Source organism: Armatimonadota bacterium, from assembly GCA_016125185.1.
Taxonomy (GTDB): domain Bacteria; phylum Armatimonadota; class Fimbriimonadia; order Fimbriimonadales; family Fimbriimonadaceae; genus Fimbriimonas.
In genome coordinates, this window is sequence record WGMG01000003.1 from 1 (window position 1) to 12,746 (window position 12,746).

Below are 12,746 nucleotides of genomic sequence, written 5' to 3' on the forward strand. Positions count from 1 at the left end.
GAAACGGTGGGGAGGAAGACTAGCCGAAAGCCTTTCGTAAAACGAGGCTATCCTTTGGCGAAGGGAAATGGAGCGTGGTGACATCGGGAGGTGGGGAGGATTCATTGACGAATGATCCACACTCTGAATCAAGTACCCCTTTCCAGACGGGAACGACCTCGGAGAGGTCGCAGACGTTAGCCCGGGGTGCTTGCACCCCGGGAATTGTCCGCACACGCAAGAAGTCCAAGGAGTCCCGAGCATCGTCCTCGACCCTCGGACTTCGGCGGACAAGCAGACGTCTTCACCAGCGCCCCCAAACGCTAATTCCCCGAAACCGAATCCACTCGCCCAAACAACCGCCGCAACCTCTCCACCACCTCATTCGGCAACGGCGGCAGCGACAGCGACCGAACATTCGCCCGCAAATGCTCGATATTCCCCGTGCCCGACAAAATCACATCCAACCCCGGCTCGTGCAAACAGAACCGATACGCCGCTTCCAGCAGGCTCGACGCCACCCCGTCTGCCACCAGGAATCCTAACGAATCATCGACACCCAAATCGACCTGCCCCGACTCGACCAACCCTGCCATCAGCTCACGCAAAGCCGACGCATTGCTCAGCGCCCGCCGAACCGCAAACATGCACAGCGTCCCGATCCCCTTCGCCATCGTGTGCGGCAACACCGTCCGCGCTGCCGACTGGTTCAACAGGCTAAACCCGACCATCACCACGTCCCAGCAGTCGTCCTTCGCCACCGCCGGAGCCAGCATCGCATGGCTCGGCTCGGGAATAAACGCCTCCGTAATTCCGATCGCCCGAATCTTGCCCGCCTGCTTCAAATCCAGGAGCGTCGGTACCAAGGTCAGCGCGTGGGCGTACTCCTCCACCCGAACCCCGTGCAGATGAAACACGTCCACGTACTCCGTCCCCAGCCGCCGCAAGCATCCATCCAACCGCTCCCGAAGCTCGCTCGGCGTCACCTCGTGGTCGTCCCAAGCCGCCCCAACCTTGGTCGATAAAATGACCTGGTCGCGAGGCACCCCGGCAATCGCTCGACCCACCACTTCTTCCGTTCCATACGCCTCCGCCGTGTCGATGAAGTTGACGCCGAGGTCCAACGCCTCCCGCACGATCCGAACCGCGTTCTCCTCGTTGTCCGGCGTCCGAGTCCCGAGGCGGCTATGTCCGCCGCACCCCAGCCCCATACGCGAAACGCGAAATCCCGTCCGGCCAAGCGTCGTCATCTCCATGCTTCCTCCATTATTCCCCCAACCCGCCGCATCCTCGATGACCCATAAATCGTACTTTAGTCATCAGTGAAAGACTTCAAGGCCGTTTGGGGGCGTCGCCTCGATGAGATCGTGCTCTCGCTCCTCTTCACGTCGCTCCTCGTCGGCACCCTCTACGAGGCCATCACCGGCGGTTCCGTCATCTTCTGGTGGCTGAGCATCCTCTGGCTGGTGATGTCATGCGGCGCCCTCGGCTTCCTCTTCTTCTCGATTTGCGAGATCCGACTTGACGGCGACCAAATCGTCCTCCGTTCCCTCGTCCGAACCAAGTCCCTGAACCAAAACCAGATCGCAAGCATCGACCTCACCGTGGCGGGAAAATCCAGCACGATCGCTATCAAGGACACGAATCGAAAGGGCTATACCGTCCTCCTCAAATCCTTTCCCGAGCCGTCGGTCGTCACCTCCGAGGTGCAGATTTGGTGGAGCCTCCACCACCACGACGACAAAACGCTCCGCCCCGGCCAGGTCCTCCGCTTTCGCATGACCGGCCTCTCGCTCATGCTCCTGGCCCTGACCACCTTCATGGCCATTCCCCTTTGGGTTCTCCCACTCACGTCCCGGCCGGACATGCTCCCGAGTCTCTGGATTTCCGTACCGTTCATCATCGGGCTCTTCGCCCTCGGAATCACCTCCCTGATGTCGTACGTGGCCATCTCCGACGAAGGCATTTTGATCAAGCGACTCGGCGCCCCCAGGCGAGTTCCGTGGGAATCCATTCAGTCAGTCAAACTCGCTACCGCCACCCAACGAGGCTCCACCAACGAGCGAGTCATCGTGCAAGCCGACGGAAAGCCCATCTGGATCAACGAGGCGTTCGACCATCTGCCCCAAATCCGAGACCTCATCCTCGCCCACGTCCCGCCAAACATCGTCATCGACGACCGATGGCGAATCTAGGCAATAATATCTCCTACTATGGTCCTCATCGCGTCGATTCTTTTCGCAACCCAACCCCACGCCAACGTGAAAAAGGAGATCGAGAAGATGTACAAGAAGTGGGATACCGCCATCGTCAAGCAGGATCAAAAGGCGATGAGCGACGTCCTCGCCGACTCCTTCAAGGCCATTCGCAAAGGCGACAAAAAGCCGCTCACCAAGAAGGAATTCATCGACGGAATCGCCGAGCGCTGGACCTCGGGCAAGCCGAAGGAAATCTCCTTCAAAACCAAGATCAAGAAGCTCGACCACAAGGAAGACACCTACTTCGCCACCGTCGATGAGACCATCGTTTTTGCCCCCGTCAACGGCAAAAGCGCCAAGGTCGAATTCACGTCGATCGACACGTGGCAGATCTACGGCAACGGCTGGAAGATCACCCAAACGGAGCCGGGTGAGTAGGCGATGATCGGCAGCGATCCGTGGCTTCCGCCGCTGTCTTGGACCGGCGGCGGAATGACGATCCGAATCTATTCGCCCAACGACGCCAAAGCCCTCCAACAAGCGACCGTCGAGTCCTACGAGCACCTTCGCCCGTGGATGCCGTGGGCCAAGCAGGAGCAGTCCGTGGCCGAGACGGAGGCCATCTGTCGCCGCCTCGCCAGCGAATTTCTCGCAAACCGAGACTTCACGCTCGGCGTTTGGGAAGGCGATACGCTCGTCGGCGGCACCGGATTTCATCTCCGCGTTGGCCCGATCGAATGGCGATGCGGCGAGATTGGAATGTGGGTCCGTCAAAGCCACGCGGGTCAGGGCTGGGGCACCCGAATTCTGGAGCAGATGCTGGCCTGGGGCTTCACCGAATGGGGATGGCAACGCCTGATCTGGAAGTGCGACACCCGCAACGTCGGCAGCTACCGCGTGGCCGAAAAATGCGGCATGACAAAGGAGGCCACCTTCGTCTCCAGCTCGGTCGACGTCGACGGTTTTCGGCAAGACATGTACCTCTATGCGATCCTCCGCGAGCAGTGGACGAACCGTAGCTGACCCGCTATACTGCCGGTAATGCTATCGCTTGCACCGCTCGTCTTCGCATCGTCGCTGGGGCTGTTTGCACAAGGCAAGCCCACAATCTCGCCCGAAGTTCACCCCGACCACACCGTCACCTTCCGGATCAAAGCGCCGAACGCCAAGAAGGTGTCGGTCAACATCGAGGGCAAAGGCGACGTCGATCTCGCCATTCGCGACGATGGCGTGTGGGAAGGGACCTCCAATGCGCTCCCGCCCGACATCTACGGCTACACCATCAATGTCGACGGCACCGCCATGTTCGACCCGATGAACCCCGAGATCAAGGTCAATCTGATCTATGTTTCCAACATGGTCACCGTGCCCGGCGATCCGCCCGAGCCGTGGGAGATTCAGGACGTGCCGCACGGCGAGGTCCATCACCACTTCTACAAGTCCGGCATCATCGGCGACCAGCGCGATTTCCTCGTCTACACCCCGCCCGGCTACGCGGGTAGTCGCGCCAAACTGCCCGTCCTCTACCTCCTGCACGGTTTTTCGGACAATGCCGAAGGCTGGACTGTCGTCGGCAAAGCCAACTTCATTCTCGACAACCTGATCGCGGAAAAGAAGGTCAAACCGATGATCGTGGTCATGCCGCTCGGCTATGGTGTGCCCGGCTTTGCCAGCCACTCTGGCCGCAATTTTGGCGACCGAAGCCTGACCACCAGGAACTTCACCAACTTCCGAAGCGCCCTCCTCACCGAGGTCCTGCCGATGGTCGAAAAGCAGTATCGGGTCTCTGCCCGGCGCGAGGACCGCGCCATCGCCGGACTCTCGATGGGTGGCGCGGAAACGCTCTTCACCGGCCTCGAAAACGTCGATAAGTTCGCGTACATCGGGGCGTTTAGCTCCGGCGGCTTGCCCGCCAACAAGCCCGACGACGTGTTCGGCGACGTCACCGCCGAATCGACCAAGAAGCTGAAGGTCTTTTGGATGTCGTGCGGCACCGCCGACGGCCTGATCGGCTTCCAGCGCGGCTTTGCCGACTGGTGTACCCAGCGCGGGATCAAGGTGACCACGAACGAATCCGGCGGGGGCCACGAGTGGCCAAACTGGCGGCGCTACCTCGTGCAGTTCACCCAAATGATCTTCAAGTAAGGTCGCGAATCGTCGTTTCCAAGAGGTCGGTGATCTGCAGAATCTGCTGGTCGCCGATCTTGGGTCGGCAGAGAAAATCGACCAGGTTCATGAGGTCGACAATCCTTGCCATCTCCTGCCATCGGTCGGGCAGTTTCATCCCGCCCTCGATCATGCCCGCAGCGAATCGCTCGGCGAAATCCTCGCGACGGTCGCCGAGGTAGCGGAGCACCTGACCAGCGTCCAAAAGCCACGTACCCGCGTGGACGAAGTCCCAGTCCAGCACGCCGGACAGCCGCCCATTCTCGATCAACAGGTTCGATGCCTTAAAGTCTCCGTGCGAGAGGCACGCTTGGTCCATCACGCTGGTCAGCGGGTCCTTCCATTTCTGCCAAAGCGCCTCGGTGGCCATCAGGTTTTCGAAGCTCATCCGGCCCTTCAGGTAGGCGTACCTGGCGTGGTCCGAACGATGCCGGTTGAACGCCTCGTACAGGTTTCCCCACGGCTCCACAACCGTCAGCCGGGGATTCAGGAACCCGCAGGTTCCCATGCGGTGACTCGCGATCTTGGCCAGCGCAAGCCCGATCGAGTGGGCCGCTTCAAGCACCTGTTCCTGCTCTCCATCCGCCCACCGCGCCTGCATCGTCCGGCCCGACAGCCACTCCATCAGCAGGTACGGGCTCTCCGGCAGTTCCTCGACCACGCTCGGCATGGGAATCGCTCGCCCTAGGCGACGCGCCACTGCGATCTGAAGCGGTTTGGAATCCGGCTCGGACTGGCAGACCCGAAAAACCAGCCGCCTCCCCTCATCGGTTTCCACAAAGTAGTTGGAATTCGCCAACCCCTCCTGAATCGGTATTGCCGACGCCACCGCGATTCCCGACGGAACCAGTACTTCCTGAATCTCGGCCAGGCTTAGGTCGTAAAAGGGCTTTTGTCGTTGCCAATCGAATTCCATGGCGCAGGACCTCGCCTAACCATACCAAATTCGGTCACTGTCTCAGTCTTCTGCTTTCTGCTTTCTGCTTTCTGCTCTCTGTGCCCTGCACTCAGTGCCCTCGCAATCCCAAAACGCGCCCCCGCTGTAGAATAAAAAAGATGCTATCCATCCCCGAGGCGATTGAGGTCTTCGTTCACGCCTTCTGCGAAGCGAAGAGCCGGACGTACCCCTACGCGCCGACTTTGGTCGATGGCCTCTGGATCATGCGCGACACGCCCGACCGAAAAAACGCCCGCAAGATCGAGATCGTCACCCACGGAATCGAACCCGCCAAGGCCGCCAAAACCATCCAGGACAACGGCATCGGATGGCACTTCCTCAGCGAAATCCACCCCGTCGACGCCGACTTTGACGCCATCCGTGCCGAATACAAATCGCTCGGCTACAAGGCCGTCTCGACCGAATGGCTCTTCGTCCACGAACTCAACGACATCCCGATCCACGAGTCTGAACCGCCCGTTCGCCCCGTCACCAGCCAAGCCATGCTCGACGCCATCCCTCAGCGCGGCAAGCACAAGCACGTCCTCCGCCCAAATATCCGAAAATTCTCCATCTGGGACGACGAAACCGAGTACGGCTGGGTGAACAGCATCCCCTTCAAAAACGCCGCCTGGGTCGGCGGTCTCTTCGTCCATGAGTCCGATCGCGGACGCGGATACGGGCGCGCCCTCATGAGCGCTCTGCTCCAATCCGACCGCGACCACGGCGTCCAGACCAGCGTCCTCCTCGCCAGCAGCGACGGCGCGCGCCTGTACCCCCACCTCGGCTACCAAAAGATCGGCGTCCTCCAGATGTTCTGCCCCAAAAACCGCTCGTAGGGTTAGAATAGGGCTTGGAGAGTTCGACGATGTTCCTCACGACCCTGATTGCCGCCGCAACGATGCAAAGCCAACCGATCCGCATTCCCCTTTGGGCCAACGGCGCCCCCGGCTCCGAAGCCCACCGAGGCGAGAAGGAGGAAGCCAAGGACTGGTGGGTGAAGAACATTCACGATCCGTCGATCAACGTCTTTTTCCCGCCCAAGGACAAGGCTACCGGCGCGGCCATCGTCATCTTTCCCGGCGGCGGCCATAGCCAACTCGTCTACCCGCCCGAGGGGGTCGAACCGGCCCAATATCTCGCCGCCCAAGGCATCGTCGCCATCGCCGTCAAGTACCGCCTCTTCCGCGAGCCGGGCTCGACCTACACCTTCGAGAACGCCACCATTCCCGACTCGTATCGGGCCATGCGCCAGGTTCGCGCTCACGCCAAGGAGTGGAACATCGACCCCAGTCGCATCGGCGCGATGGGCTTTTCCGCCGGGGGCGAAAACGTCTCCGGAATCGCGTTCGGCTCCGGCAAAGGCGACCCCAACGCCCCCGATCCCATCGACCGCGAAGATGGCAAACCCAGCTTCATCGTCGAAATCTATCCTGGCCCGCTCGGCATTCCCGAATCCGTCGGCAGCGACGCCCCGCCCGCCTTCTTCCTCATCGCCAACGACGACACCGGCCACATGGGCGCCGTTCTCGACCTCGTGAACAAGTACCACAAGGCCAAGGCTTCGATGGAGATCCACGTGCTTGCCCAGGGCGGACACGGGTTCAACATGGGCAACCGGTCCAAGCTCGAATCGGTCAAAACCTGGCCGCAGCGCCTCACCGATTGGCTCGCCGACAACGGCTGGTCCAAGCCCAAAACCTAGGCTACTTCAGCGCTTCGAGTTCTTCGACCGCCCACCGGCTGAGCGCCACCAGGCTCATCGGCTGCATCTTGGGCACGGAAATTTTGCCCGCCGGCTCAAAGCTGGCCTTGATGAAGCCCATCTCGGCTGGTCCGCGCGGATACCCGGATGCCTCGCGAATCAACCGGTTCAGGTACGCGATCTGCGCCGCCGGTTCGAACGCTTTCTGGTCGGCCAGGGCCGCCACGCCGAAGTCCACCGAGATCATGTTGAACCGCCGCATCCGCTCCCGCGTCGTCTGCACGATGCCATCGATGATGAAGTCGATCCCTCTCCGGTCGCCTGTCTTCAGCAGGGCCAGCCCGTACCCGGCCGACACGTAAATCTGATACACCTTCGCGCTGTGCTCGGCGTACCGAAAAGCCAGTTCGCCGTGATGCCGCGCACTCTCCCATCGGCACCGCAAAACTTCCATGGTACACAGGTTCCCGTGGAAGCTGGCTAACCGCGAGTCCCGGTTTGGCTCATTGTTCTTCGTTTCCAGGTCGATCGCCTCCAGAAACATCGCGTGCGCCACCTCGAAGTTCCCCAGATGATAGTCCAGCACCGCCAGCCGGTTCAAAACCCGAGGCAGTTCGGCATCGACTTTGTACTTTCGGCAGAGGTCCACCGCCTCGTTCAACAGCCGCCGCGCTTCGTCGTAGTTCTTGGTCTCGAAGTGCAGAAAGCCGAGCACGCTCAGCACCCGAATGTACCGCTCGTCCGACTCCGGTAGGACGTCCAAAACTCGCTTTGCCGCCCACTGCCCAACGTGGAAATCCGACGCGTACGTCGCCAAGAAGCAAGCGTTCGTGGCGATCAAAATCTCGTCGTCCGACTTCACTTCCGAGTGCTCCAGCGCGACCGTCAGGATCGAGAGCAGAGTCTTGGCGTGGGCCCAGTTGTCGATGTTGCTCGACTCCTTCGCCAGCAAGGCCATCGCCTCTGGGCTGTTCGAACGGATGTTCGACTCCACCATCCGCGCCAGCAACGCCAATTCGTTTTTCGTCTCAAAAAGCTCCGGCGCGGGCACCTGCTCGATCTGCCCTTGCTGCACCCGCTGGATCAGGCGACGAACCGGTTTGGGAATCTCCGTTTGCGGCGGCAGGTCGGAAAGAAGCTGTTCCACCAGCTTGCTGGCGTTGTAGCCGCTCCCCGTCCGCGACTGCAATCGAATCGTCTTCTGAAGCAGCTCGTAGTCGAGCGGCGACCGCACGATCAGCGTGTTCAGTACGCCTAGGCACTCCTCGATCTTCCCGACCGACTCCAGCGCATCCGCCAGCCGAAGCCCCAACTCGTGCGACCGAATCGCGAAGTTCTTGCGCTCCTCCACCACCCAGTCGTTGTCCCACCCGTCCAATAGCGTATGGTCGAGGATCTGCCACTCCGCCCATAACTTTTCGACGGACTCGGTGAGGTGCGGAGCGAAGGCGTACTGCCGGTGCAGCGCCTCGGCTCGGTCCAGGTCACTCTCCACCAGTTGGCGGTTGATGGCCAGATTTTCCGAGTACTTCAGCAAAACGTCGTGCGGACTCAGGGACTCTCGCACCCGTTGGGTCGCCTTGCGCAGGTTCGTCCGCGCCACCTTCTGGTCGGTACCGGGCCAAATCGTCTCCGCTAGCTCCTCGCGCGGCACCCACCGATTGCGATGGATCGCCAGATACGCCACCACTTCCGCCGCCGAACGCGCGGCGAAAGAAACAGGGCTCTCGGATGCGCACGAAAACTCACCCATCAATTGAAGATGGATTCGCGCGTCTTGAACCCCTTGGAGAGAGAGCGGTACCACTGGCAGTCAGTCCGTTTATGGCACAAAGCGGTCCAATTAGGCCCGCAAAACGAAGATCGTTAACCTCATTCTTACCCCATTCTATGGTTGCTCACCCCGATTTAGGGATAATGGGACTCAGGATATGACGACGACGCGACTAGAGGCGTTTACCGATGCGGTCATCGCGATCATTCTCACCATCATGGTGCTCGAAATCCACGCGCCCCACACCGCCGACCTCAGGGCCCTCTGTGAGCAGTATCCGACCTTCCTCAGCTACATCCTCAGCTTCATTTTCCTCGGCATCTATTGGAACAACCACCACCACATGCTGCACAGCGTCAAGCACGTCTCCGGCGCGGTGCTGTGGGCCAACCTGCACCTGCTGTTTTGGCTGTCGCTGGTGCCGTTCGTCACGTCGTGGATGGGCGAAACCCACTTCTCCAACGCCGCCGTATTCGCCTACGGCGTCATCCTGCTCTGCTCGGCTATCGCCTACTTCATCCTCACGCTATGCCTGATCAAGGCCAACGGCAAAGACTCCGCCGTCGCCGCCGCCCTCGGGAGCGATTTCAAAGGCAAAGTCTCCATTGTCATCTACTCGGTTGGACTCGCCGCCGCGTTCTGGCAACCGCTGGTCTCGGGTCTGGCTTACGTTTCGGTGGCCCTGATTTGGCTGATACCCGATCGGCGATTCGAGCATCACCACGTTCAAAAGTAGCTACGCCGCCTGAAGCTGTTCGCGCAGGCTACGGTGCCAGGCCACCCAACCCCAAATCGCCAAAAGGAAGAAGACAAAGTACAAAATCGCCGTGGCGTGTAGACCGCGCCAGATGTACAGCGGAACGTAGATGCCGTCGATCAGCACCCACAACGCCCAGTTTTCGTAGACTTTGCGGTTCAGCAGAACCTGGGTCACCACCGAGCCCGACGTCAGCAGGCCGTCCCAGAACGGGGCCGCGTCTTTCGCGCTCACGAGGTACGGGTAGTACGCCGCCGTCCCCAGCCCGATGGCCGCCAGGACCGGAATCCAGTAGACCGGCTTCAGGCGGTTGACCTTCAGCTTCTCCTCGCGGCCCTTGCCCTTCTGCCAAGACATCCAGCCGTGAATCGATAGCACGAAGTACAGAACCTGCAGGTCCCGGTCGGCGAAGAAGCTCGCCTGATGAAAAACGTAGGCGTAGATCGCCACGCACAGCATCCACGTGGGCCACGAAAGAATGTGCTCGATCGTTTGCAGATAGACCGCCACCGCGCCGATGACGAACGCCCAAACCTCGGGCCACCCCGAGCTATCTGGCCAATGGAGCTTGCAGAACACGCCGACGGCCGTACTCACCACGAGCACGAGCGCGAGTTCGACAAACTTGATCGGCCTCTGCATTTTCGATTGGGAGAGTACCTAGAAGAGCCTGCCGCACGGCAATTGTAAATTTGAAGAGGGAGGTCGGACGATTTGGAGATCCTATAGTTTCACGTCAAGAGGGGCAAACAATGTTCGGAAAAGCTACCGAGTCGCAGGCACTATAATGGGAGGAAATGAACCGCCGCACTATCTGCTGGATTCTCTACATCGGGGGCTGTGCCATCGTGTTCGGTTCATACATTCGGGTCGTGTCGGCCGGAGTGGGTTGGATCGGATGGGTTGTCGGTATGATCGGATGGGCCCTGTGGCCACGAGCACCCAAGGCCCCTCCTCAGCAAGCGCCGCCCGCGAATTTCGACTACTCAAAACCGCCCCCTTCCAGCGATGACCAACCTTGACCGTTTCCGCCCCTGGTTTTGGGCCGCCACCGCCTACAACGCGGTTTGGGGTGCCATCGCGGGCTTCTTTCCCAACGCCATATTCGCCTGGCTCGGCCTGCCGCCGCCTCACGAGCCGTGGCTCTTCCAGTGCATTGGCATGATCGTCGGCGTCTACGCCCTCGGCTACGCGCTCGTCGCCCTCGATCCGGTTCGGTACGGCGTGTTTGCTTGGCTCGGCATCATCGGCAAAGTGCTTGGCCCCATAGGCTTTCTGCTGGGGGCGCTCCAAGGCCAGATTCCGTGGCGATTCGGCTGGATCAACGTCACCAACGACCTCATCTGGCTCCCGGCGTTCTGCCTCTTCGCCTACCGGCATTATAAGGCGGGATATTTGTTGAAGGTGTAGTGCCGAGTGCTTGGTACGTGGTGCACTGTGCTCTGTGCTCTGTGCTCTGTGCTCTGTGCTCTGTGCTCTCCGCACTTAGCACTTAGCACTTAGCACTTAGCACTAGCGAAGCGAGCCCTGTTATCGGCTCTCTACCTTATGGCTTTCGGTTAGTCTTCCTCCCCACCGCTTCGCCATGTCTTGGCTCAGCGACTCCCCCCGGGGAGTAGCGTGGCTAGTAGGCTCGACAGGAGTCGATGCCAAATCGCATTTTTATTGTTAATGCCTGAGTTTTGGAAGGCTGAATGGTGTCGTGACTCGACCTCGATTTCTGAATAACTACGCTACTCCCTGGGGGGAGTCGTTGAGAGGCACGAAGTGTCTCGAAACGGTGAGGAGGATTGATAGATGAGTAATCCTGCTCCAGACTCTGCCATCACGTAGTGTATCCGGCAACACCCACCGTCCAGGAACGACCTCGGAGAGGTCGCAGACCTTAGCCCGGGGTGCTTGCACCCCGGGATTTATCCGAAAACAGTCAAAGTCCAAGGAGTCCCGAGAATCGGGACGACCCGGGCGAAGCCCTTCTTGGCGGGCGATCCCGATTCCGCTTTGCTCCATTTCCCTCTCTTCGCTCGGCGGGAACTTCGTGACGCCCACCCTCCAACGAGGCGAGACAAGTCTCGCTAGTGAAAGCGCGGACAAGTCCGCGCACTCCAAATCGGCCGACCTCCCTCGCCCTAGCGACGGCGAGCCCTGCTCTCTGCTTTCTGCCTTCTGCCTTCTGCACTCTGCACTAGCGAAGCACGCCCTGACCAAATTCACCCCGCCGACTCAAACGCCGTCTTGATCCACCCAAACAACTCGTCGTCGACCTCGCCTGCGTCGGAAACCTTCACCTTGTACTGGCACATGCCGCCCGCCGGTTGTTCGACCAAACGCTCCGTCCCCGGAACGCCTTTCATGTTCAATCCGACCTCCACTCGCGTATTCGTCGCCGGACCGATCATCGCAAACTGCTTCTTGCGCCGCAACGCCACGTACCCCTTCTTCGGATGCACCTCGAACTCGCCGAACCCGTCGATCGTCGCCATCAGCTTCTCGTGGATCGGCCGCAATGCCGCCTTTGCACCCGTGTAGATGTCATCCAAAACGTCCCCCGCCGCCGGAGTCTCGTCCTTCTTCAGGAAATGCAGAGCCAGCGCATTGGCATCGCCGTGCCCTAACCCAAACTCGGTCTTGGCAAAATCCCGAAGCTGGCCGTGCTTCTCCAAGCCCGTCTTGCTCAGGGCATCAAAAAGCTCCGCTAAAGACTTTCCCGTCTTTTTTTGAATGTTGTCGAGCTGTTTCTGAATCGCGGCGTTGAGGTCCATTTCGCACTAGTATAGCGGAACCCCGTCGCCACCGCTATTCAGGCATTTCTCCATCAGAGCTCAGCAGAAAGACGGGTGAAAGGAACGCGCGCCCTGTTTCTGCTCTCTGCTCTCTGCGTTCTGGCTAAAGGAGTCTGTCGCCAATCCGCCGTTCCCGATGTCGCTTGGCTCCACCAAGTAAAGACGTCTGCTTGCCTGCAGGCCGAGGGACGAGGACGAAGGAGGGCGAAGCTGGGATTTACCATTGTTGGTAGGTATGCACTCGCCGGCTCCCCGTGGAGCAGCGTGGTTAGTCGGCTCGTCCGAAGCTTTTTCATCTATCCCCCGGTTCAATCCTCATTCCTCGGATTTCACCGGCCCCTTCCTCAAGGGGCATCTTGGGCAGTTCGCGCGACTTCGAATTGCGAATAACTACGCTTCTTTCCGGGGAGGGTCTGAAATGAATCCTGCCACAAAGGCAGGATTCAT

General features: G+C 60.1%; 14 protein-coding genes. 9 read left to right on the forward strand and 5 right to left on the reverse strand.

What is annotated here, in order from left to right; translation table 11 throughout:
• Window positions 1–302: 302 nt before the first annotated feature.
• Window positions 303–1,235, reverse strand: coding sequence for an aldo/keto reductase (locus GC165_05390; GenBank protein ID MBI1332293.1), 933 nt, complete (start codon window positions 1,233–1,235; stop codon window positions 303–305).
• A 66-nt stretch (window positions 1,236–1,301) separates the two neighbouring features.
• Here GC165_05390 and GC165_05395 point away from each other — a divergent pair, with 66 nt between their 5' ends.
• The 4 genes from GC165_05395 to GC165_05410 are packed head-to-tail and all read left to right on the forward strand — an operon-like array spanning window position 1,302 to window position 4,322.
• The gene (locus tag GC165_05395) at window positions 1,302–2,174 is read left to right on the forward strand and encodes a hypothetical protein (protein MBI1332294.1); all 873 of its coding nucleotides are present in this window, start codon (window positions 1,302–1,304) and stop codon (window positions 2,172–2,174) included.
• A gap of 18 nt (window positions 2,175–2,192) precedes the next feature.
• On the forward strand, window positions 2,193–2,615 hold the full coding sequence (locus tag GC165_05400; GenBank protein ID MBI1332295.1) for a DUF4440 domain-containing protein: 423 nt from the start codon (window positions 2,193–2,195) through the stop codon (window positions 2,613–2,615).
• A gap of 3 nt (window positions 2,616–2,618) precedes the next feature.
• Complete coding sequence (locus tag GC165_05405; protein MBI1332296.1) at window positions 2,619–3,200, forward strand: GNAT family N-acetyltransferase; 582 nt, start codon at window positions 2,619–2,621, stop codon at window positions 3,198–3,200.
• Window positions 3,201–3,218: 18 nt separating this feature from the next.
• The gene (locus GC165_05410; GenBank protein ID MBI1332297.1) at window positions 3,219–4,322 is read left to right on the forward strand and encodes an esterase; all 1,104 of its coding nucleotides are present in this window, start codon (window positions 3,219–3,221) and stop codon (window positions 4,320–4,322) included.
• On the opposite strand, the gene GC165_05415 is transcribed toward GC165_05410, so the two are convergent.
• Entirely contained in the window at window positions 4,315–5,259 is a 945-nt protein-coding gene (locus GC165_05415; protein ID MBI1332298.1) for a phosphotransferase, read from the reverse strand. The genes GC165_05410 and GC165_05415 overlap by 8 nt on opposite strands.
• Before the next feature lie 140 nt (window positions 5,260–5,399).
• Between GC165_05415 and GC165_05420 the strand changes: the two genes are divergently transcribed.
• Window positions 5,400–6,119, forward strand: coding sequence for a GNAT family N-acetyltransferase (locus tag GC165_05420; GenBank protein ID MBI1332299.1), 720 nt, complete (start codon window positions 5,400–5,402; stop codon window positions 6,117–6,119).
• A 29-nt stretch (window positions 6,120–6,148) separates the two neighbouring features.
• On the forward strand, window positions 6,149–6,985 hold the full coding sequence (locus GC165_05425; GenBank protein MBI1332300.1) for an alpha/beta hydrolase fold domain-containing protein: 837 nt from the start codon (window positions 6,149–6,151) through the stop codon (window positions 6,983–6,985).
• Between the two features lies 1 nt (window position 6,986).
• On the opposite strand, the gene GC165_05430 is transcribed toward GC165_05425, so the two are convergent.
• Window positions 6,987–8,738 (reverse strand): tetratricopeptide repeat protein, encoded by a 1,752-nt coding sequence (locus tag GC165_05430; GenBank protein ID MBI1332301.1) that lies wholly within the window; start codon window positions 8,736–8,738, stop codon window positions 6,987–6,989.
• 178 nt (window positions 8,739–8,916) lie between these two features.
• On the opposite strand from GC165_05430, the gene GC165_05435 reads away from it, so the two are divergent.
• Window positions 8,917–9,495, forward strand: a complete 579-nt coding sequence (locus GC165_05435; protein MBI1332302.1) for a DUF1211 domain-containing protein — start codon at window positions 8,917–8,919, stop codon at window positions 9,493–9,495.
• On the opposite strand, the gene GC165_05440 is transcribed toward GC165_05435, so the two are convergent.
• Window positions 9,496–10,158 (reverse strand): hypothetical protein, encoded by a 663-nt coding sequence (locus GC165_05440; protein ID MBI1332303.1) that lies wholly within the window; start codon window positions 10,156–10,158, stop codon window positions 9,496–9,498.
• A gap of 155 nt (window positions 10,159–10,313) precedes the next feature.
• On the opposite strand from GC165_05440, the gene GC165_05445 reads away from it, so the two are divergent.
• Both GC165_05445 and GC165_05450 read left to right on the forward strand, forming a co-directional pair.
• Complete coding sequence (locus GC165_05445) at window positions 10,314–10,538, forward strand: hypothetical protein (GenBank protein ID MBI1332304.1); 225 nt, start codon at window positions 10,314–10,316, stop codon at window positions 10,536–10,538.
• Window positions 10,525–10,926, forward strand: a complete 402-nt coding sequence (locus GC165_05450; GenBank protein MBI1332305.1) for an alkyl hydroperoxide reductase — start codon at window positions 10,525–10,527, stop codon at window positions 10,924–10,926. The genes GC165_05445 and GC165_05450 overlap by 14 nt, the downstream gene beginning before the upstream one ends.
• Window positions 10,927–11,726: 800 nt before the next feature.
• On the opposite strand, the gene GC165_05455 is transcribed toward GC165_05450, so the two are convergent.
• A complete protein-coding gene (locus GC165_05455; protein ID MBI1332306.1) occupies window positions 11,727–12,278 on the reverse strand; it encodes a DUF4287 domain-containing protein in 552 nt (183 codons plus the stop codon).
• Window positions 12,279–12,746: the final 468 nt, after the last annotated feature.